Below are 22,275 nucleotides of genomic sequence, written 5' to 3' on the forward strand. Positions count from 1 at the left end.
AGGCGACGCACAACCTGATCATCTCCTCACGCTCCAACGATGAACTCGAGGCTATGTTGAAGCCGGTCTTGCTCGGGCACGGTCTATCAGCCGATGGCGAGCAATCAGTTCAAATTCTGGCAAACCTGCGCTCGCTGTCAGGGCAACTTGCGTTGAAGCTGATCTCTGCGCCTACACAGCAAGCGGAGGCGCTCGGTCTGGCTTTGGCCAGGCTCTACCTCGAATACCAAGGAGCCTTGAGCAACCAAGTCATTGTGCCGTTGGACGCGCACACGGACCTTTACCGCTCAAGCGGTGAATCTGACGATGTCAATGATGCCATCAGCCTGCAACGCACCGACCTGGGTTTGTTCGACTTGGATTTGAACACCAGGACGATTACGTGCAACCTGGTCGAGGTGAAATGTTACTCGCAGGTGGGCGACTTCGCGGCCTTCAACCAACTGAAGGAGCGGATTTCCGCCCAAATCAATCAGAGCGAGCGCATCCTCCAGCGCCACTTTGATCCGGCCCTGAAAAAGCCAGACCGGCCGGATAGGTTGCTCAAGAGCCGGGAGTTGGCTCAGATCCTTCGCTTCTATCTTGAGCGTTCCCTGCGTTACGGCATTTTCGACGTGACGGCCGCACAGGAAGCACGAGGCCTGTTGGAATCGATTGAGCAGGGCTACTCGCTTCAATTCCGCCGCTGCGCACTGATCTTCGACTTCGACAAGACCGGAACCGAAGCTCCGGATAACGAGGTGGGTATTGAATTCCACCGCATCGGCAAGGATCTCATCCACGCCTTGCTGGACAACTGCCGCAAGCCAGTTTCCGCCGAGATTGAGGAGGAACCGACCGCGCACCTCCTGAGCGAACAGTTGATACCGAACGTGCCGAAGCTTGAGACAGCCGCTTTCATCGCACCCAAGAGAGCCCGGTCAACGTCCTGGACGGTGGACGAGCTCTGGGACGAAGAGCCGGAGGCTCCAATAACCCAGCCAACGCAGCCTGCCGTAGAGGAAACACCCGCACCTGCCCAAGAGGAAAAGGAAGAACAGGTGGAACCCGTCGAGCAAGCACCTCGACCTTCCGCTATTGCGTCAGAAGAAGAAAAAGAAGACGAACAGCCCGCCGCCATTGCTGTTGAACCGGAAAAACCTGTCCAACCCGAGCATGAAGAGCCGGAGCATCCGACGCCCGAGCCTGCGCCTCAAGCCGAGGTCAGCTATGATATCATGCTGGGCGTTAATGGTGACTCTCCCCAGTACGGATTGCTCGGAGAGGTTTCTGGCAGAAAAATCGCGCTGGACCTCAACCACACCCACACGATCAGTCTCTTTGGGGTTCAAGGCGGCGGCAAGAGCTACACCCTTGGAACAGTCATTGAGATGGCCTCCATGCCGCTTCAGCACATCAATGTGCTGCCAAGCCCGCTCGCTACGGTCATTTTCCATTACAGCCCGACGCAGGATTATGCGCCGGAGTTTACTTCGATGATCAATGCCAACTCGGTGGATGAAGAGATCCGCATCCTTCGTGAGCGTTACAAGGCCAACCCGGAAGCCCTGAAGGATGTCCTGATACTTACCCCGGCAAACAAGGTGGATGATCGTCGGGCCGAGTACCCGGATATCGAAGTTAAGCCGATTGCCTTTTCTGCCTCCGAACTCAAGGCGGCGCACTGGAAATTCCTGATGGGAGCGATTGGCAGCCAGAGCATGTATATGAGGCAAATCAATCTCATCATGAGAGGGCTGCGTGACAACCTGACCTTAGATGCCCTGCGAGCAGGCATCGAGAACTCTGGTCTGTCCGATCACCTGAAAGAGCTGGCTCAGACGCGTCTGCTGTTTGCCAGTGAATATGTCGATGATGGCCAACGCCTACAGGACTTAATTCGCCCTGGTCGCTTGATCATTGTCGACCTGCGCGACGAATACATTGAAAAGGACGAAGCGCTCGGGCTGTTCGTGGTGATGCTACAGATTTTCTCGGAAGCAACCTACCAGGGAAGCGCCTTCAACAAGCTGGTGGTTTTTGACGAAGCCCACAAGTACATCGAGAACGATGATTTGGTTTCCGGCTTGGTTGAGGTCGTCCGTGAGATGCGACACAAGGGGACCAGCATCATGGTGGCCTCTCAGGACCCGCCATCGGTCCCTGTCTCTCTGATCGAGCTGTCATCACAGATCATCATGCACAAATTCAACTCGCCCGCCTGGCTGAAGCATATCCAGAAGGCGAATGCCGCCCTTGGTGAGTTGACCTCCAACAAGATGAGCCATCTCGGAACCGGCGAAGCCTATGTGTGGTCGAGCAAGGCCTCGGACGACTCGTTCACCCGAGGCGCGATGAAGATCAAGTGCCGTCCTCGCATCACGCAGCATGGTGGCAGCACCAAAACGGCCGTGGGTCGGTAGGAGGCCAATGGATCTGCTAAAGGCCATAGAGGGTGTTCTCAAGTCTGCTCACCAACCACTGCACGTAGGGGTGATTGCCGAGAAGGTGATCAGTGGCGGTCTCTAGAAGTCTTCAGGGAAGACTCCTGAGGCGACCATCAGTGCTCGGCTATATTCGGACATCAAGAAGAAAGGCGAGGCTTCGGCCTTCGTTAAGGTCTCTCCTCAGACCTTTGCTCTTCGGGATTCCTCTATGGAAGAAACCAACAGTGGGTCAACACCAACGCCCACCAAGGAAGCACCAAAGCCGCCATGTGTACATGCGGGCTTTTCCTTCATCGATTGCGCTCAGAAGATTCTTGAGGAGTTCGGCGACAAAAAGCCGATGCACTACAAGGAAATCACCGGGAAGGCCTTGGAGAAAGGATGGTTGGTGACAAGCGGAAAAACGCCGGAAGCCTCCATGTACGCCCAGGTGATCACCGAGATCAAACGCCAGCAGAAACGCGGTGAGCGGCCCCGCTTTGTCCAACACGGCCGTGGCTATATCGGCCTGAGCCAATGGATGGGTCGCGGTCTCGCATTTCAAATCGAGCAGCACAACCACCAGGTTCGGAAGGAGCTGCGTGAGCGTCTGCTGGCCATGAAACCCGGCGAGTTCGAGGAGCTCATCTCGCAGTTGCTGGCGGAGATGGGCTTCGAGATGGTCGAGGTAACCAAACTCAGCGGCGACGGCGGCATCGATGTCCGGGGCACACTGGTGGTCGGTGACGTGGTCCGCATCAAGATGGCCGTCCAGGTCAAGAAGTGGAAGCTCAAGAACAACATCCTGGCCCCAGTGGTTCAGCAGGTGCGCGGAAGCCTCGGAGCGCACGAACAGGGCCTGATTATCACTACCAGCGACTTCAGTGCCGGAGCCATCAAGGAAGCGGCCCAGCCCGACAAGACTCCCATCGCCCTGATGAACGGGGAACAACTCGTGATGCTGTTGATGGAACACGGCATCGGCGTCCATCGCTCCACACCGGATCTGTTCGAGATCGATGAGGAGTTTGCTATGGGAGGTTCCACATCGTGAGTGCTGAACCGTTCTATATTCTCGCAATTGATGGTGGTGGAATTCGAGGCGTATTCCCCGCCCATATTCTGAAATGTATTCAGTCTCGTTTGAAGGTGTCACTACTAAGAAAATTTGGAATGATTTCCGGCACGAGCAATGGGGCAATCGTTGCCGCAGCGGTAGCTTTAGATATAGATCTTGAAAAAGTGATCGCTCTTTATCGGGAGCATGGGGAAGCCATATTTAAACGCAGAAGGTTTTGGGGGCCGACTCGTTTTGAACCTGCCATTCGCAGCCGTTATGAGAAGAACGCATTAAAATCAGTTCTGAATGAAGTGCTTGGAGGGAAAACTCTCGGCCAAATCACTATTCCGCTGTTGCTCCCAGCGACAGACATTGGAAATGGCGGAGTTCATGTTTTTAAGTCAAATTATTCCAGCGAGTTTACCAGAGATTCAAGCGTCCTTCTGAAAGACGCGGTATTGGCTTCATGCTCAGCCCCTACATATTTTGACCCCACAACTGTCAATGAATACCTGCTGGTAGATGGAGGATTGTGGGCAAACAATCCATCTCTTGCAGCAGTAATTGATGCTCAGAAACGCCTTGGAATTAAAATAAAGACGTCAGAGCGTTGTCGATTGGTACTGGGCACTCAAGGACATGCTATGGGGTAACCGAGGGTCGCAATTGGGGATTCGTTAATGGATGGAAGGGACCGGAATTCATAGATTTCCTGATGTCTCTTCAAGCTCAATCGACACACAATTATCTGCAGTTGCTGCTAAGTGATAGTCAATTTATCCGACTAAATTTCGAATCTGACTGTCCGCTTCCACTGGATGACCGCTCTGCAATCCGTGACTTGATTTCGAACGCCGACAGGGTGTTTACCCATAATAGCCAACGAATCAGTGCATTTTTAAATACCTAGCGAGGAGCCTCCAATGCTTACGAGCCAACAGAAGAACAGCAGCAGCATCAACAGCGTGATTGAAAAATTGGAACTGCCAGCTTCGGCATACGAAAAAGCGCGGAAGAGATATGATGACCTTGGCGCATGGTTTGACAGAGATGATTCATTAGTTAAAGACAATAATCCCCACATCTTTCCACAGGGGTCCTTCCGACTTGGGACCGCGATAAGGCCTCTAGACGAGTCTGAGGCATATGATCTTGATTTGAGCTGCAAACTGCGAGACGGGATAACAAAAGACACTCACACCCAGGAATATTTGAAAAAGCTCGTTGGCCATGAACTAAATGCATATCGAGCTCATCGCGGAATCAAGAGCGAGCTTGAGGCCAAACATCGCTGCTGGAGATTAGAGTATCAGGATGATCTGAGTTTTCATATGGACATAGTCCCATGCATTCCTTCAGACAGCGTTAGAAAAACGATGATCCTGGAGGCCATGAGGAAAGCAGGAGAGAACGAAGTTATAGCCGGAACGGTTTCGCAACTAACTGTATCCATAACGGACGACCGCCACCCGGATTTCAGGTCAATTTGCGAAGGTTGGAATATAAGCAATCCGGAAGGTTACGCAAAATGGTTTGAATCACGCATGTCTTCAAGCCAGAGAGTAGTGCTACTTGAGAAGGCCCAAGTGGACGATGTACCGATTTATGAGCGAAAAACACCTTTGCAGCGAGTTGTGCAGTTACTCAAACGGCATCGAGATCAAATGGTTAAAGATGATCCAGAGGTAAAGCCGATTTCTATCGTTATTACAACCCTCGCCGCCAGGGCATACCAGGGTGAAGCTGACATAGCTGATGCCTTAAGCAACGTCCTTTTAAAGATGGGTGAGTACGTCAATCAAGATAAACCAAGAGTCCCTAACCCAGTTGACCCGGCAGAGGACTTCGCAGATCGATGGAGCATGCCGAAATATTCCCATCTGCAACTAGAGCGTAATTTCTGGAATTGGTTAAGGCAGGCTCGTGTTGATTTATCGCAAATCACATCATCAGACGACACCACCATGATAACAGAACAGGTGAAGAGCAAAATGTCGGTAGACCTAAATTTATCAGAAATTGGCAGGGCTCTTGGGATATCCACGCCAGCAATTATTACAGCTACTCCGAAAAAGCATGAAATCACAAGCCCGGCAAAGCCGTGGAGTAACAGTAATAAATGAGTGATGGTCTGGAATCTGTCATTGAACAATTTCTATTGGACTATCCAGGGATGTCTCTTGCGCCATCACGCTCAAGGGATTTAATTCTAAAGGGAAAATTTGCTTTTCAGGCAAAGTCAAAAAATGGACCTGAAATTATTGATTCATTCGAAATTCTAATAAGTGTCCCAACACGTTTTCCTCGTGAACTACCCAAGGTGACTGAGGTCGCAAATAGGATACCTCGCGATGGAAATCATCATGTAAATCCGGATGGAACCTTATGCCTTGGCTCTCCTTTACGCTTGTTATCATTGATTTCCGGAAAGCCAGACATTGTTTGCTTTGCTGAAAAGTGTATAGTTTCTTTTCTTTATGCGATATCAAATAAACTAGAAAGTGGTGAAGACTTTATATTTAAAGAGTTAGACCACGGCACCCTAGGGATTATCGACGATTACTTAGATCTATTCAAATTGAATACACCTCATCAGATCATTGAGACATTGAATTTGCTAGGTTTAAAGAAGCGTGTAGCAAACAAGAAATCATGTCCGTGTCAATGCGGTTCTCGATTTGGAAAATGCGCATCAGGCGCTCGAATAAATAAATTCAGAACATTGGCAGCACGATCATGTTTTAGAAAACATGCATTTGAACTTTCACGAGATATGCACCGTTCGATCTCAAATAATTCAGTCAGATAGGAGGCTACCATGCCAAAAAAACCAGGATCACATCATGTCGTGCCCAACGCCGACGGCGGCTGGGACGTTAAGAAAGATGGCGCGACCCGTAGCAGCGGTCACTTCGACAGGAAGCAGGATGCCGTCGATGCCGGGCGTAAAATCAGCCAGAACCAAGGCACCGAGTTCTACATCCACGGCAAGGACGGAAAGATCCAGAACAAGGACAGCCACGGAAACGATCCATATCCGCCGGAGGGGTGATCCAGTGCATATGCTTTCAGGGAGTTTTGGTTCTGTATGACACTGACTTTCATCGCTGTAATTTTTGGCTTGGCGCTGCTCGTCTGGAGCGCTGACCGTTTTGTGGAGGGATCGGCCTCCACCGCCCGCCATTTCGGCATGCCGCCGCTGCTGATCGGCATGGTGGTTGTCGGGTTCGGTACCTCCGCGCCAGAGATGGTGGTATCGGCGCTGGCCGCCTCGCAAGGCAATCCGGGCATCGCGCTGGGTAACGCCTACGGCTCGAACATCACCAACATCGCCCTGATCCTGGGGGTGACCGCGTTGATTAGCCCTATCGCCGTACATTCGCAGGTGCTGCGCAAGGAGCTGCCTATCCTCACGGTGGTGACCGCCCTGGCGGCTTGGCAACTCTGGGATGGCGAGATCACCCGCCTCGATGCAGTGGTGCTGTTTGCCGTGTTCGGCGGCTTGATGGCCTGGACCATCTGGCAAGGGATACAAAAGAAAGAGGATGCGCTGGGAAGCAAGATGGAGCAAGAGTTGGACGTCCGCGCCATGCCGATCCGCCGTGCGGTCTTCTGGTTGGTGGTGGGGTTGGCACTTTTGATTGTCAGCTCCCGCATCCTGGTCTGGGGCGCGGTAGAAATCGCTCACGGGTTCGGGGTCAGCGACCTGATCATCGGCCTGACCATCGTCGCAGTCGGCACCTCACTGCCGGAACTGGCTTCATCAATCATTGCAGCCAGGAAGGGCGAACACGATATCGCTCTCGGTAATATCCTCGGCTCCAACCTGTTCAACACCCTGGCGGTGGTGGGGATCGCCGGTACGATTCATCCGCTGGCGTTGGGGCCGGAAGTCTTCAATCGGGACATGCTGGTCATGGCCGCGCTGACTCTATCGTTGTTCGTGATCGGCTACGGGTTCCGTGGTCCGGGACGTATCAACCGTATCGAAGGCGCGGTGCTGCTGGCTTGTTATGTGGGCTACACGGCCTACCTGATCAGCACGGTTTTCGTCGGGCAGGCATAGGCCAATTCGATTCCCTTTTTGGGAACCGAACCGGCGTCCGAAAACCGGATTCGAAGTTGTTGCGGTTCGACGTCAGGTGTCCGGTTTTACTGCAAACCCGTCACCCTCGTCCGGTGCCGGGAAATCGGGGGAGAAAATCGTTTCTCTGGTCGGGTTGTCGGGAAGTGGTTGTGTGAGGTGACTTCGGCGTTTATTATCAATGAGTTACGATGAACGCGGGCTTTGAGACTGTTTTGCGGTAGGTCGGCGTTCCCTCCGATTTTGCCGGTTTGAGAGCTAACGCAAATCGGACTCACCTCGAAACCGCAAAAATTATTCACCCAGATTTCCCGCGTTTCCGAGTTTCCGCCGAAGCCATTCCACACCGAAATCCCCATGTTTCAACGGGTTGCGCGTCAAGAACGGTTCAAGACGAGTTTGAGTATTTTTTGGGTGGAACGGAGAAAACACACGTCCGAAAATGACCCCGAAAAGGAAATGGGATTGAAACGGTACTTCCTAGCCCCGGAGAATGCTCATTCTATACAGCGGCCCGAAACCCTTTGATAACAGGAGCTTTCCGGCAAGCGAAAAATTGGAGCCGTGGTTGTAAATTTTTTCCGCTTTAGCAGATGCGTTGCAGCGTCGAACGCTCGTCTGAGGAAATCGAATTGGCCCTCCAGGAAATCCGCTTGATTTTTCTTCCCGCTTCTTTATTTTAGAATATGTGGTGAAGATAAAATAAAGATGAACCTTATTTTTAGGTTCGAGGTAGGCAGGATGAAGCGAGAACTCCAAGGCAGATACGTGACCATATCGACGGTGGGTGAGAAGGCCCAAGCCTTCGTGCCCGCGCCGCTGCCGCCACGTCCGCCCATCGACTGGACTCCGGAGCTACGCAGCAAGTTCGATCAGGCGTTGCTGGCGCTCGGGCGGTTGGATAGCGTCTCGACTCTGCTGCCGGACACATTGCTGTTCCTCTATATGTATGTCCGTAAGGAAGCGGTGCTCTCTTCCATGATCGAGGGGACGCAGTCGTCCCTGTCTGACCTGCTGTTGTTTGAGCTGGATCAGGAACCTGGGGTGCCGCTTGATGATGTGCGGGAGGTCAGCAAGTATGTCGCGGCTCTCGATCATGGCCTGCGTCTGTTGGAAGAAGGGCTGCCGCTATCGCTGCGCTTGTTCCGCGAGATCCACGGCGTTCTGTTGACCAAGGGCCGGAGCAGCAATCAGACCCCGGGCGAGTTTCGGCGCAGCCAGAACTGGATCACCAGTACCCGGCCGGGCAACGCGGCCTTTGTTCCGCCTCCGGCCGAAGAGGTGCTGGATTGCATGAGCAAGCTGGAACTCTTCCTCCACGACCAACCGGAGCCGACCCCGGTGCTGCTCAAGGCGGCACTAGCCCATGTACAGTTCGAGACGATCCACCCATTTCTGGACGGTAACGGCCGTCTGGGGCGTCTGCTGATCGCGCTGCTGTTGTGCGAGCAGAAGGTGCTGCGGGAGCCGATGCTCTACCTCAGCCTCTACTTCAAGACGCATCGTCAGCATTACTATGAGTTGCTGAACAATGTGCGCATGACCGGTGACTGGGAAGCCTGGCTCGATTTCTTTGCCGAGGCTGTCATAGTCACCGCCACCCAGGCTGTGGAAACGGCCCAGCAACTTCTCGATCTGTCTAACCAATATCGTGACAAGATTAGCGGCCTGGGACGGGCGGCGGCATCCACCCTGCAGGTCCACCGGGCGCTTATGGAGCATCCTATTGCCACCTCGGGCTCGCTGGTGGAGAAGACAGGCATCACTCCAGCCACGGTCAACAAGGTACTCGGTCACCTGGAGCAGCTTGGCATCGTCAAGGAGCTGACCGCCCAGAAACGCAACCGCCTGTTCAGTTATGCGGGCTATATCGAGATCATGAGTCGCGGCACAGAACTGCCGGGCAGGTAGGTCAGTTCGATTCCCGTTTTCGGGATTGAATCAGATTCGTTGGGAGCTTGTTCTTGGTATCCGCTCGCGTTGCAAATCCAGCATCATCGTCCGGAGTTTGGAAATCAGGGGAGAAAAGTTGCTTCCTCGGCGGGAACTTGGGGCGTGACGCGACTTCCTATATGAAGCCATTTGTTTTCAATGTGTTACGGGTGAATTAAGGCTGAAGACTGGGTTGCGGTCGTGAGCTGTTTGCTCCACCATTCAAAAAATTTGTTGCCCAGCGTGGTCCAATGAAGGCCGGAATCTCTCCAAAACGAGGAGGTTCCGGCCTTTTTTGTATCTTTTGGCGTTAAAAATATTCCATTATCGTCAAAAACGAATAAGGGAGAAACGAGGACTACCGCCAAGCCTCTCCTTCTTCCTGAACTTCCGTATTCGCTATTCAGCCACTGCCCTTTTGGCTGAATGCCCGACCAGAGATTGATTCAGCCTCTAAGAAAACAAACCGGGATACAGCTGATCCCGGCTTGTCTCCGCGGTGCGGTAAAGGAATTTCCCTCTTGCTATCAGACGACAAGCCCTCTTGCCCCCAAAATGACGAACAGGGATTCGATAAAATCAAAAATCTTTGAAAGAGGAGGGATGGGGGTCTGGGGGAAAGGAGGGGAAAACTTTTTATAGAAAGTTTTCCCCTCCCTTCCCCCGGTTATCTCATACCCTTAAAATTACAGAGTCAATCCGCGATCCATGCGGGCGAGCGTCTCATCCTTGCCGATAGCAAGCATGAACTCGGGCAAGCCGGGGCCTCCGATAACGCCGGTGATTGCCACGCGCACAGGCTGCGCGACCATCTTGAACTTCACGCCGAGGCTTTCCACGTACGAATGGATCACGTGCTCGATGCTTTCCTTGTCAAAAGAAGGAAGCGCGGCAAGCTGATCGCGGATGACCTTCACGTACTCCTTGCCTTCGTCCGTCAGCCACTTGGCAACGCCCGCTTCGTCATAAGGCAGATCGGCGGACTTGTAGAGCAGCTGGGCAATGCCGTCGGCAAGCTCGATAAGGTTCTTTGCCCGTTCGCGATACAGGGGAACCAGCGGTTCAATGGAAGCTTCCGTCGCGTCCGTGAATCCTTTCTGTTGGATGAAGGGCAGGACCAGACGGGCCAAGTCGTCAAGCGGCGTCTCCCTCAGGTAATGGGCGTTGAACCACAGGAGCTTGTCGGGATCGAAAGCGGAAGCGGAACTGTTCAGGTTCTTTCCATCAAAAAGATCAATGAGTTCCTGCATGGAGAACAGTTCCTGATCACCGTGCGACCAGCCGAGGCGGACGAGGCAGTTGACCAGCGCGTGCGGCAGGAGGCCGTCATTCTGGTATTCCACCACGGAACGGGCGCCGTGACGCTTGGAAAGCTTCTGGCGATCCTTGCCGAGGATCATGGGCACGTGACCGAACACGGGCAAATCCCAACCGAGCGCCTGATAGATGAGGATCTGCTTCGGCGTGTTGGAAACGTGGTCGTCGCCGCGAATGACGTGGGTAATCCCCATGTCGTGGTCGTCCACCACCACCGCCATATTGTAGGTAGGCATACCATCACTACGGCGCAGGATCATGTCGTCGAGCTCGGAAACGTCCGTGGCGATATGCCCTTTCACCATGTCGTCGAACACCACACGGCCTTCGGTGGGAATCTTCAGGCGCACGACGCGGCCGGGCCCGGCATCGAGGCCGCGCTCGCGGCAACGGCCGTCGTAGCGGGGCTTTTCCCCTTTGGCACGGGCGGTTTCACGCATGGCTTCCACTTCTTCGGGCGTGCAGGAGCACCAGTAGGCATGGCCGCTCTCAAGCATCTTGTCGATGACCTCATTGTAGCGGGCCGTGCGCTGCGTCTGATAGGTCAGCTCGCCGTCCCAATCCAGCCCCAGCCAGCGCATGGAAGCCAGAATCGCGTCCGTGTACTCCTGCTTCGAGCGCTCGGTGTCCGTGTCCTCGATACGCAGACGGAACTCGCCGCCGTAGTGACGCGCAAGAAGCCAACAGAACAAAGCGGTACGGGCGCCGCCGATATGCAGATGCCCGGTCGGGCTCGGCGCGAACCGGGTGATAATCTTAGACATGAAAGACTCCTGAAAAAAATCAGCGTTGAGGTTTTTGTTCCGGCTGCCAAAGCAGTTCAACGGCCCCCGTCTTGGCGTCCTTACGTGGAGACGCGGGACGGCGGCAGGCGACAAGCGCCCCGGAGGGGATGTCCCCGGCTGCGGGGATAATGGCGAACCCGTCTTCCGTACAGGCATAGCGGGCATGTCCCATGCCGGGGACGGGGAAGGCCTCGGACAGGATACGGGCAACGACCCCGTTGGGGTCCATCGCCGGAAAAAGAGCTGTCTTGGCGATAGGAGCGGCCTCCGATTCAGGCCGAAGCTGCATGAACGACAAGCTCAGCGAATCCTTGGGCAGCTTGGCGTAACGGGCCAGATCCGCCAGCCATGCCGGGGCCACAGCCAGCTGCGATGCGTGGCACCAGCGGCGCTCGCGCGTCTCCAACAGCGGACACGGACCAAGATGCGGACAGGGAGCCACAGGCGTCAGCCCCTCCTCCAGCGCCGTTTCCCGGAGCTTCGCGGTAAGCGTGCCGCCAAGCCGCGTACCGGGCTCAACGAACAACGCCGTGCCTTCAGGATGCAGCGTCCGCCCCACGGCGACGGCGAGATCCGCCATGCGTTCATCGACGCTGACACCCGGCTTGTCCTTCAATTCATTGAGCACATTGCCCGCCATGAGCAGATACGGCGAACGCAACTCGCGGAATGACTGCATCAGCGGCGAACGCACCAGACGGATCGTCCAGTTCAGCGGTTCACCGGAGAGTTTCGCCATGTGTTCCAGTATGGAGCGCCCCATTTCCATGGGACGGGGAACCGTATCCACGCAGACCAGCGTCAGCGGCACAGCCCGCCAGTCGGGACGGGACAGCCACAAAGCAATAGGCAGGGTAAGCGGCCCGCTTCCAAGGTCGGCGATGGTCACCGGCGTTTCGGCGTCGCAAACGGGGGCGGGCAAATCCAACCCCGGCAAGAGGCCGGTCAGCCGCACAAGATTCCACGGCAAAAAATAACGCAGATATGCCGACACATACCGGGGCGCGCTCCAGTAGGAACGCCCGAGTCCGCCGCGCTCATAGGTGAGCATGGCGGACAGGTCACGGATGGCCTCCGGCAAATCGGCGCGGTGGTTGCGGGACAGCGGCATCACCGCATCCAGCGCCTTGGGGAGCTGCGCCAGCGCGTTGCGGCAAAAAGCGTCCAGCGGAGAAAACAACGGCCGGCACATCGGATGCCCTGCCGCGTGCTTGACCGGCTCGGGCATGGGCCTTACCGGGCCGTCGGCACGCGGCGCATCAGGCTTGCGGAAGCCCGCACGCGGCCCACCGGGGCGGCGTTCTCCGGCACCGTTCTTCGGATTGTTTCCGGAACGCCCCTGCCCTGCATGGCTATTCCGGGCGGGACGCTCCTGATCGGCGCGGCTGTCCTTCCGGGGTGCGGGACGCTTTTCCGCCGGGCCACGGGACGGGGAACGCGGGGCCCCCTTTTCGGAAGTCCCCGCGTTGTTTCTACGTTTAGGGGAGGATGACTGGCTCACGATGCCGCACGCGCCTCAAGAGCGGCCACAGCCGGCAGGGTTTTGCCTTCCAACACTTCGAGGAACGCGCCGCCCGCCGTGGAAATATAATCCACCTGACTGGCGTAGCCGTACTTCTCGAGGGCCGCGATACTGTCGCCGCCGCCGGTAACCGTATAGGCGGACGTTTCTGCAACGGCCTTGGCGATGGCTTCCGTCCCCTTGCCGAACTGATCGATTTCAAACGCGCCCACGGGCCCGTTCCAAACCACAGTGCCCGCCTCGGCGATGAGCTGGGCGTACATTGCGGCGGTGGCGGGGCCGATATCAAGGATCATGTCAGTAGGACGCACATCCTCGACCTTGAGCACGGTCGCCGGAGCGTGTTCTTCCAGCGCCGGGCCGACAACGACGTCGACGGGCAGCGGGATGGCCGCGCCGCGCCCTTTGGCCTCTTCCATGATCTTGGCGGCGGACTCCACCAGATCCGGCTCATACAGGGACTTGCCCACTTCGTATCCGGCGGCCTTCAGGAAGGTATTGGCGATACCGCCGCCCACGATGAGCTTGTCCACGCGCTTGGAAAGGTTATTCAGGACTTCAAGCTTGGTCGAAACCTTGGAACCGCCGATGATGGCAAGCAGCGGATGCTTGGGCGCATGGAGGATACGGGTCACGGCTTCGAGTTCGGCGGCCATGAGCAGGCCCACGCAGGCGACCTTGGCGAAACGGATGGCCCCTTCGGTGGAAGCCTGCGCGCGGTGCGCCGTGGCGAACGCATCCATGACGTACACGTCGCCGAGCGCGGCCAGCTTGCGGGCCACGTCCTCGTTATTCTTCTTTTCGCCCTTGTTGAAGCGCACGTTCTCGCACAGGACGCATTCGCCGGGCTTTACGCTGACGCCGTCCAGATAGTCCTTCTCAAGCCTGACCGGAACGCCGAGCAGTTCCTCAAGGCGTTTGGCCACGGGAGCCAGCGAAGCTTCTTCGGAGTAAACGCCTTCTTCGGGACGGCCAAGGTGCGAGAGCACGATAATGCCGGCGCCTTTATCCAGCGCGAACTTCAAGGACGGAATGGCCGCCCGGATGCGCTTGTCGCTGGTGATTTTCCCTTCCTTGACCGGGACATTGAGGTCTTCACGAAAAACAACGGTCTTCCCTTGCAGATCAAGGTCGGACATGAGACGTATGTTCATTGTTCTCCTCCTAAAAAAGAGGTTGCGCTACAGGGTATCGAATACGGAGGCAATGCCACAAAACGCGGCTTCTTGCAAACGGACGACGCTTATCCGAAAACCATATGCCGCATGTACAGGGCCGTAAAATCCGGACGGGCCGCCAGATCCACAAGCGTACACCCGGAACTCCAGCGGACCAGCCTTTCCCGCAGTTCCGGGCGTGTCAGCAGAAGCGCCGCCCCGCGCAGGGAGGTGTTGCCCTCCGCCATAGTGCGCGCCTGCAGGCCCTGCGGCAGAAAACCCAGCCGCTCCAGTGCGGTTTCGGGCATGTGTTCCCCGAGCGCACCGCCGAGGCTGACCCGCGCGAGTGCCCTGCTCTCCAGCCCGGACGCCGTCAGCAGGCTTTCCAAAGCCAGCGAAAACGCGGCTTTGACCTTGAGGATTTCCTCCACGTCGGCCCCGATGAGCGCCATGCCGCCGGGCAACGGCAGGCTCCATCCAGCGGCCCCGCGTTCGACGGTCCCGAACAGGCGGGCGGCCAGAGGCGAAACCGGGGATGCCGCAAGGCGACCCGTGGCGTCGAGGAAACCTGTCCGCAACAGCACATCCAGCAGCGACAAATACCCCGTGCCGCAAATCCGCTTTGGCTCCGCGTTGCCAATAACCACGGGAGACAGGCCGGACGGACCGAGCCGGAATCCCGAGACGCTGCCCGTATCCGCCACCCCGCCGTAGCGGAGCCCGATGCCTTCGAGCGACGGGCCGAGCGGAACGCTGGCAATGAAGGAGCGTTCCTTATCCAGAGCGAGCACGAATTCGCCGTTCGTCCCCAAGTCCGTAAGCAGAAAAGGAAATTCCGGCGTTTCCCCGTACAGGAGGGCCGCCATGCCCGCGCTGATGTCCCCGCCCACAAACGGCGCCGGCTGCGGAGGAATCCACGCCGGAGGCAGACCGGGCAGATCCGCCGTGCGGCCTCCCGGCTCCGTCAGCCGGTACGGGGCGGCACACAATCCGGCCACATCTTTATTCAACAGGATAGAGGTCATGGCGGTATTCCCCGCGATGCACAGTTCCGCCACCGGGACGCCCACGTCCGAGACAACGCGTTGCAGGAAGCGGAGCACGAGATGCCCCAGCCGTTCCCGGCCCTCCTGATTCCGGGCGGCGGCAAGGCGCGACACCACATCGCTCCCCGCGCCCATCTGCGGATTGAGGGCCTGCCCGGACGCAGCCTCATGCCCCGTGCCGTCGAGGAGCCGCCAATGGATGGATGTCGTCCCCAGATCCACGGCCAGCCGGAACGGGCCCGCATCCGGCCTTATGTCCATCCGTTCCGTTTTTCGGACGGCGGAGGAGGCAACTCAACAACCATACCCGCAACGGCGGCATGGCGGCAGGCCAGCCGCCAGCCGCCGCGCACTGCCTCCGCGCCGAGGATGGCGCTATCCGCGTCGCACGGCTTGGGCGTCCCTTCAAAAAACCGTACCCGGCACGCCCCGCAGCGCCCGAGCCCCGAACACAGCGCGGGAGGGGACAGTTCGCCGGACAGCCAGATCGTCTGGGCAAGCGTCTGCCCCGCTTCCACAGGAAGGATGTGGTTGAGGCCGGATGAATCCACGACACGCACGCCTTGAGCCGCGTGGACGGCATCCACGACTACGGCGGCATCCGAATCCACGGCATGTATGCCGCCAGCCGCCCCGGGCTTCCGTCCGCTCACATCCAAAGGCGCACCCGCCATGCCCGCGCCATCAGCCATCGGCATTCTCCCGTTTGCGCTTCGCCATATGCATGGCGAGGGCCTGACAACGCATCGCCCGGAGCCGCCTTCCGGACTCCTTGCCCCTGTCCCGCCACTCCGGAGGCAGTGAAATCCTGAGCAGCACAGCAAGATCGTCATTGACGACAGGACGCAGCGAACGCCCGCTGTCGGCTTCGGCCAGTTTCCAGAACGGCCCGTCCAGCTCGGCATTGTGGACCTGCATCAGCAGATCGCAACGGGTTCCTGCCCGCAGCATTTCATAGATACCGGCTTTCATGTGCAGCTGCGACGACAGCACGCCCGCCGCGCCGTAACGCGCGGGCAAGGCGAGGCGCTTGGCGACATGCTCGGCGGGTTCGGCCCCGCGCAGCTCGTGCCCGTAGTGGTGCGGCAGCAAGGCCGGGTCCGTGCCGATCTTGCCGAGATCATGGCACAGGGCCATCCAGACGCACAGGGGATCGCCCGCCACCGCATCCATCACGTCCATCAGATGGGCCATCACCGAACCTGAATGGTACGCCACCGGGCCCGCCGGAATATCCATCGAGGTTTCCAGCTCCCGCAACCACGGGGAAAGGCAGTTCCCTTCCGCCAGCACGGACAGCCAGCGCGACGGCTTCGGCGAGGCCAGCGCCTTCATGAGTTCGCGCCCCACGCGTTCGGCGGGAATCCGCCCAAGCAAGCCCTCCCCCGCCACGGCGCGCATCTGCGCCACAGCCTCGGGATGAATCGTGAACGACGGCAATTCGCAAGCCATGCGGGCCAGCCGGAACACCCGCACGGGCTCATCCCGGAAACTCGTCGGCGAAGCGGGCCGCAGGATGCCTTCCCGCAGATCCGAAAGCGCATCGGGATGCCCGAGGAGGTTGCCGTCCCGATCCTCGGCCAACGCGTTGATGGTCAGATCGCGGCGGCGCATGTCCTCTTCCAGCGTACCCTCAAGCGGCATAAATTCCTGACCGCGCAACAAAAAGACCGAAACGCTCTTCCCGACCTTGCGGGCCTCGGGATTCCGCTGTAGAAACGTGGCTTCGTCCGCGTCAAACGCGAAATCATATTCCCGAGGCGTCCGCCCCAACAGGCGGTCCCGAACGGCCCCACCCACCAGATAGACCGGTATCCGGCCCGTTTCCGGCCAATTTTCGATTGCCATGACACACGACTCCACTTTTCGTCTCAACGGCACGGTACGGCTTCTGCACGAAGGCGTCCTCTCCGAACGCCCTCCGCACGACCGCCTCGCCGATCCGTTTCCGGCTGATCACGCGGCCAGCTCCGCCCTCTGGAACGGGCTTCCCGAAGCGGCGCTCACCGCGCCGGGCACAAGCACGGCCTGCCCGTATCTCGAACAATTCTTCACTGCGCCGGTTTCGCGGACGAGAAACGATCCCGAAACGGACAGCGTACCGGCGCCAGTGTATCTGTGCGGCTCCGCCACTTCAAGTATGGATGTCGCCCGGGTCCTCGCCGCGCACGGACAACTTCCCGTCTGGGGGAGCGTGCTCGCCCTGAGCCAGCGCAGCGGCCGGGGGCAGCTCGGGCGCAACTGGGTTTCGCCCGAAGGCAACGTCTACGCGGCGCTCCGCCTGCCGCAGCGCCACCCTTTCACGGGCACGGCCGCAGCCCCAGCCGTGGGCGGGCTCATCGCCGAAGCGCTGACCCACATGGGCTTTGCCGTCCATATGAAATGGCCGAACGATTTACTGCAACGCGAGGAGCAGGAAGAAGGCCCCGGCTGGTGCAAGGTCGGCGGCATCCTTCTGGAGGAACGCCCCCTGCCCCGGCATGGGGAAACGCCCGCCGAGAACCTGCTTGTCGCCGGGATCGGCCTGAACCTCGTATCCTCCCCCCCCGGCCGCTCTCATGCGGGCGCAGCGCGCCGTTCCGGCCGGACTCCTCTCTTCTGCAACAAAATCCAATGTCTCGCCGCTTTCCGTTGCGGGACTGTGGATGCGACTTGTGAGCCGTATCTTTTTCTGTTATGTCGAAGAGATTGACGCCAAGGGGAAAAACGCGTGGCGTTCACTTGCTGAACGCCACCTCGCCTTCCTCGGGCAAACGGTCCTTCTGACGGACGGCCCCGACGAACAGGAACGCCACACAGGCATTCTTGAAGGGCTGGACGATTTCGGCGGGTTGCGCCTGCGAAATCGTAAGGGAACAAACAGTTTCCTTTCCGGGAGCCTTCGGTTGGACCGCCCTCCCATGCAGCCGTGACGCGAAGCGCCATGCGCGGCGCCGGGAACGGCCTTCCGCAGCGGTGCGGAGGCGGATCACAGGTGTCCCCGATGCCGTTTCGGGGTGCGTCCTGAACAAGACCGGCTCTTGCCGGGTCTAAACATTTCTTTATTGAAAAGGTTGAAAGCATGGCCGCCAAGACGTTTGAACAGGTACTGGACGAAGTTCGGGGCAAGCCCATACTCGTAGCCAACCGGGGCATTCCGGCACGTCGAATCTGCCGGGCCATCCGTGAACGCTTCGCCGCAGTGCCCGTAATGACCGCCACCGACATCGACAAGGCCGCACCGGCCGCTTCGTCCGCGCAGGAACTGCTCCTGCTCGGTTCCGATCCCCGCGCGTACCTTGATCTCGATCTCATCATCGCCAAGGCGAAGCAGCGCGGTATCATCGCCATCCATCCCGGCTGGGGCTTCGCGTCGGAAGACGAGCGGTTCCCCCAGAAATGCGAAGAGGCGGGCATCACCTTCATCGGCTCCAAAGCCGACTCCATGAACCTGCTCGGCAACAAGGTGCAGGTCCGCAAGATCGCCAAGCGGCTCGGCATTCCCGTGGTGCCCGGCTCGGAAGGCGCGGTCGACGTGCCCGCCGCACGCAAGGTCGTCGACGAAATCACCCTCCCCATCATGCTGAAGGCTGAGGGCGGCGGAGGCGGGCGCGGCATTTTCCTTGTTCGTGAAAAAAGCGAACTGGAAGATGCCTTTTTTAAGGCCTCCGCCATGGCGCAGGCGTCCTTCGGCAACCCCCGCCCTGTATGTGGAAAAGTACCTCGAACAGGTCCGCCACATCGAAATCCAGGTCATCGCCGACCAGCACGGCAACGTGTTCGCCTTTGACGAACGTGACTGCTCCGTGCAGCGCAACCACCAGAAGCTCGTGGAAATCACCCCGTCCCCGTGGGCGGGCATCACGCCCGAGCTGCGCGAACGCCTGAAGGAATACTCCCGTATGCTGGTCCGCGAGGTGGGTTATTACTCCCTCGCCACGGTGGAGTTCCTCGTCACCCCGCAGGGTGAACCCTACCTCATCGAAGTGAACACCCGCCTTCAGGTGGAACACGGCATCACCGAAAGCCGTTACGGCGTCGACCTCGTCGAAGAGCAGATCGCCGTGGCCTTCGGCGCGAAGCTGCGCCTGACCGAAGAAAACACCAAGCCGTCCCACTTCGCCATGCAGGTCCGCATCAACTGCGAAGACCCGCAGAACAACTTCGCCCCGAACTCCGGCCTGATCACCCGCTACGTGTCGCCCGGCGGCCCCGGCGTGCGCATCGACTCCAACCTTTCCGCCGGGTACGAGTTCCCCCCGAACTACGACTCCGCCGGTTCGCTTCTCATCGCCTATGGCCGCGACTGGCAGAAAGTGCTCGGCATCATGGACCGCGCCCTGACCGAATACATGGTCGGCGGCGTGAAGACCACGATCCCCTTCTATCGTCAGGTCCTCAAGCACCCGGCCTTCCGAGCGGGCATGTTCGACACGGGCTTCATCCCGTCCGCGCCCGAGCTCATGATATACGCCGACCTCGCGCCGGAAAGCGAACGCCTCGCCAAGCTCATCGCGGAAATCTCGGCCAAGGGCTACAACCCCTTCGTCCAGCTCGGCGAATACCGTTCCCACACCACGCCCCGCCTGCCGCGTCAGGATGTGGTGCTCCCTCCCATCCCTTCCAAAGTACGCAAAGAGCCCTCTCCCTATCCGCACGGCGACCGCGTGGCACTGCTTGATTACGTCCGCGACAGCGGTCGCGTCCACTTCACGGACACGACCACCCGCGACAGCACCCAGTCCAACAGCGGCAACCGCTTCCGCCTCGCCGAAGATCGCCTCGTGGGGCCCTATCTGGACAACTGCGGCTTCTTCTCCCTTGAGAACGGCGGCGGCGCGCACTTCCACGTCGCCATGATGGCGAACATGACCTACCCCTTCACCGAGGCGAAGGAATGGAACAAGTTCGCCCCGAAGACCCTCAAGCAGATCCTGATCCGCTCGACCAACGTGCTCGGCTACAGCCCGCAGCCCAAGAACCTCATGCGCCTGACCGGCGAAATGATCTGCGACAACTTCCAGATCATCCGCTGCTTCGACTTCCTGAACCACATCGACAACATGCGCCCCTTCGCCGAAGTCGCGTTGAGCCGCAGGGACGTGGTCTTCGAACCCGCCATTTCCATGTCGTGGGCCAACGGCTTTGACGTTGATCACTACCTCGGCGTGGCCGAGAATGTCCTCTCCGTGTGCGGCGATGTGGCAGGCATGAGCGAAAAGGAAGTCTCCCGCCATATCATCCTTGGCCTCAAGGACATGGCCGGCGTATGCCCACCCCGCTTCATGACCGAAGTGGTTACGGCGCTGCGCAAACGGTGGCCTGAGCTGGTGCTGCACTACCACCGCCATATGACGGACGGCCTTTTCGTTCCCTCCGTGGGTGCGGCTGCCAAGGCTGGCGTCCAGATCGTGGATACGAACCTCGGCGCGTGCGTCCGCAGCTACGGCCAGGGCGACACCCTCGCCACCGCTGCCTACATGGAAGGCGAACTCGGCCTCAAGACCGCCATGAACAAGGATATGGTCCGTGACGCCAACTTCGTGCTCAAACAGGTCATCCCCTACTACGACCGTTATTGCGCTCCGTACTTCCAGGGCATCGACAACGACGTGACCGAGCACGCCATGCCCGGCGGCGCGACCTCCTCGTCGCAGGAAGGCGCGCTCAAGCAGGGCTACATCCACCTGCTGCCCTACATGCTCAAGTTCCTTGCCGGGACCCGCAAGATCGTCCGTTACCACGACGTGACCCCCGGTTCCCAGATCACGTGGAACACCGCTTTCCTCGCCGTGACCGGCGCGTACAAGCGCGGCGGCGAAGAAGAGGTCAAATACCTGCTCGGCGTGCTTGAGCGCGTCAACGACGTGCCCGACGAAGCCGAACTCAGCGAAGGCACCCGTGCGGCCCGCCTCGCCCTCTATCAGGATTGCAACGACGCGTTCCGCAATCTCCTTTTGGGCAAATTCGGCAAGCTGCCTCTGGGCTTCCCGCCGGATTGGGTGTATGAGAGCGCGTTCGGCAACGCATGGAAGCAGGCCATTGCCGACCGGACCACGCATTCGCCGCTGGAAAAGCTCACCGACATGGACATTGAGGCCGAGCGCAAGGCGTTCCGCGACATCATCAAGCGCGAACCCACGGAAGAAGAAATGGTCATGTACCTGAACCATCCCGGCGACGCCGTGAAGACGGTTCAGTTCCGTGCCAAATACGGCGATCCCAACCGGCTGCCGCTGCCCGTCTGGTTTGAAGGCTGCTCCGTCGGCGAGGAAATCAACTTTGTGGATACGTCCGGCAAGCCGCACCAGTTCCTGCTGGTGAGCATGTCCCCGGCCAACGACGCGGGCGAATCCATGGTCCGCTTCGTGCTTGACTCGGAAATCTTCAGCCAGCTCATCAAGGTCGCCCCGCCCAAGAACGGCGGCGCCGGGGGCGCGGTGATGGCCGATCCTGCGGACAAGTATCAGGTCGGCGCGCCGAGCAACGGCGACCTCTGGGTGATGTACGTCCATCCCGGCGACATCGTCGAAGAGGGCGAAGAACTGTTCAACGTGTCCATCATGAAGCAGGAAAAAGCCGTTCTGGCTCCTGTGGCCGGCATCGTCAAGCGTGTGCTCAAGACCGCCGACTACAAGGAAACCAGGAAGATGGAAACCGTCCGCGAAGGCGAGCTCATCGTGGAGCTCGGGCCGGTTCCGCGCATCTGCACCAACGAGGCGTGCAGTCGTCCGTTGCCCATGAATGACATCGAGTTCTGTCCCTACTGCGGGGAACGGCTCAGCCGGATCTAAGGGACATCAACCGATACGAAGAGAGAGCCTGGGAGGCAATCCTCATGACGAAAACTCCTTCCGCAACCAAAAACCGACAAGACGAGGTTCCGGTGGAAGATCTTCTCAAGCGCTTGGTCCTGACCGGCGCGGACATCGTGCGGATCGGCGAGGACGCCGAGCTGCTGGTGGGTGGCAAAAACTACAACACGGCG

General features: G+C 58.6%; 15 protein-coding genes and 3 pseudogenes. 12 read left to right on the forward strand and 6 right to left on the reverse strand.

Going from position 1 to position 22,275, the window contains the following annotated elements; translation table 11 throughout:
- The 9 genes and pseudogenes from HMPREF0178_RS03610 to HMPREF0178_RS03635 all read left to right on the forward strand — a co-directional run.
- A pseudogene (locus HMPREF0178_RS03610) lies at window positions 1–2,402 on the forward strand (hypothetical protein); the annotation flags it as partial.
- A 121-nt stretch (window positions 2,403–2,523) separates the two neighbouring features.
- Window positions 2,524–2,616, forward strand: a pseudogene (locus tag HMPREF0178_RS22775) (HTH domain-containing protein); the annotation flags it as partial.
- A gap of 18 nt (window positions 2,617–2,634) precedes the next feature.
- Entirely contained in the window at window positions 2,635–3,459 is an 825-nt protein-coding gene (locus HMPREF0178_RS03615; protein WP_009379103.1) for a restriction endonuclease, read from the forward strand.
- A complete protein-coding gene (locus HMPREF0178_RS20835; RefSeq protein WP_009379105.1) occupies window positions 3,456–4,118 on the forward strand; it encodes a patatin-like phospholipase family protein in 663 nt (220 codons plus the stop codon). Before HMPREF0178_RS03615 ends, HMPREF0178_RS20835 begins: the two co-directional genes overlap by 4 nt.
- Window positions 4,119–4,388: 270 nt before the next feature.
- Window positions 4,389–5,588, forward strand: a complete 1,200-nt coding sequence (locus tag HMPREF0178_RS03620) for a nucleotidyltransferase (RefSeq protein WP_009379108.1) — start codon at window positions 4,389–4,391, stop codon at window positions 5,586–5,588.
- The gene (locus HMPREF0178_RS21405) at window positions 5,585–6,274 is read left to right on the forward strand and encodes a hypothetical protein (RefSeq protein WP_009379110.1); all 690 of its coding nucleotides are present in this window, start codon (window positions 5,585–5,587) and stop codon (window positions 6,272–6,274) included. The genes HMPREF0178_RS03620 and HMPREF0178_RS21405 overlap by 4 nt, the downstream gene beginning before the upstream one ends.
- A 9-nt stretch (window positions 6,275–6,283) precedes the next feature.
- Window positions 6,284–6,517: a DUF2188 domain-containing protein gene (locus HMPREF0178_RS03625; RefSeq protein WP_009379118.1), complete on the forward strand. Its 234-nt coding sequence runs from the start codon at window positions 6,284–6,286 to the stop codon at window positions 6,515–6,517.
- Between the two features lie 36 nt (window positions 6,518–6,553).
- A complete protein-coding gene (locus HMPREF0178_RS03630; RefSeq protein ID WP_009379121.1) occupies window positions 6,554–7,531 on the forward strand; it encodes a calcium/sodium antiporter in 978 nt (325 codons plus the stop codon).
- Between the two features lie 759 nt (window positions 7,532–8,290).
- A complete protein-coding gene (locus HMPREF0178_RS03635) occupies window positions 8,291–9,460 on the forward strand; it encodes a Fic family protein (RefSeq protein WP_009379123.1) in 1,170 nt (389 codons plus the stop codon).
- A gap of 707 nt (window positions 9,461–10,167) precedes the next feature.
- Here HMPREF0178_RS03635 and gltX read toward each other — a convergent pair.
- The 6 genes from gltX to HMPREF0178_RS03665 form a co-directional block, all read right to left on the reverse strand.
- Window positions 10,168–11,562 (reverse strand): glutamate--tRNA ligase, encoded by a 1,395-nt coding sequence (gltX, locus tag HMPREF0178_RS03640; protein WP_009379124.1) that lies wholly within the window; start codon window positions 11,560–11,562, stop codon window positions 10,168–10,170.
- A gap of 19 nt (window positions 11,563–11,581) precedes the next feature.
- A complete protein-coding gene (locus HMPREF0178_RS03645; RefSeq protein ID WP_232281181.1) occupies window positions 11,582–12,811 on the reverse strand; it encodes a small ribosomal subunit Rsm22 family protein in 1,230 nt (409 codons plus the stop codon).
- 269 nt (window positions 12,812–13,080) lie between these two features.
- Window positions 13,081–14,259, reverse strand: coding sequence for a phosphoglycerate kinase (locus HMPREF0178_RS03655; RefSeq protein ID WP_009379126.1), 1,179 nt, complete (start codon window positions 14,257–14,259; stop codon window positions 13,081–13,083).
- An 89-nt stretch (window positions 14,260–14,348) separates the two neighbouring features.
- Window positions 14,349–15,569: an ASKHA domain-containing protein gene (locus HMPREF0178_RS03660; protein ID WP_009379127.1), complete on the reverse strand. Its 1,221-nt coding sequence runs from the start codon at window positions 15,567–15,569 to the stop codon at window positions 14,349–14,351.
- A complete protein-coding gene (locus HMPREF0178_RS21285; RefSeq protein ID WP_009379128.1) occupies window positions 15,560–16,000 on the reverse strand; it encodes a 2Fe-2S iron-sulfur cluster-binding protein in 441 nt (146 codons plus the stop codon). Before HMPREF0178_RS21285 ends, HMPREF0178_RS03660 begins: the two co-directional genes overlap by 10 nt.
- The gene (locus HMPREF0178_RS03665; RefSeq protein ID WP_009379131.1) at window positions 15,993–17,156 is read right to left on the reverse strand and encodes an HD domain-containing protein; all 1,164 of its coding nucleotides are present in this window, start codon (window positions 17,154–17,156) and stop codon (window positions 15,993–15,995) included. The genes HMPREF0178_RS21285 and HMPREF0178_RS03665 overlap by 8 nt, the downstream gene beginning before the upstream one ends.
- Here HMPREF0178_RS03665 and HMPREF0178_RS03670 point away from each other — a divergent pair.
- From HMPREF0178_RS03670 to HMPREF0178_RS03675, 3 genes and pseudogenes are all read left to right on the forward strand, one after another.
- On the forward strand, window positions 17,155–18,000 hold the full coding sequence (locus HMPREF0178_RS03670; RefSeq protein ID WP_050809251.1) for a biotin--[acetyl-CoA-carboxylase] ligase: 846 nt from the start codon (window positions 17,155–17,157) through the stop codon (window positions 17,998–18,000). The two genes, HMPREF0178_RS03665 and HMPREF0178_RS03670, sit on opposite strands and share 2 nt — an antisense overlap.
- Window positions 17,954–18,220: a hypothetical protein gene (locus HMPREF0178_RS22995; RefSeq protein WP_009379135.1), complete on the forward strand. Its 267-nt coding sequence runs from the start codon at window positions 17,954–17,956 to the stop codon at window positions 18,218–18,220. Before HMPREF0178_RS03670 ends, HMPREF0178_RS22995 begins: the two co-directional genes overlap by 47 nt.
- A 149-nt stretch (window positions 18,221–18,369) precedes the next feature.
- Window positions 18,370–22,081 (forward strand): annotated as a pseudogene (locus HMPREF0178_RS03675) (pyruvate carboxylase).
- The last annotated feature ends 194 nt before the right edge of the window (window positions 22,082–22,275 follow it).

This window comes from Bilophila sp. 4_1_30 (assembly GCF_000224655.1).
GTDB lineage: Bacteria > Desulfobacterota > Desulfovibrionia > Desulfovibrionales > Desulfovibrionaceae > Bilophila > Bilophila wadsworthia.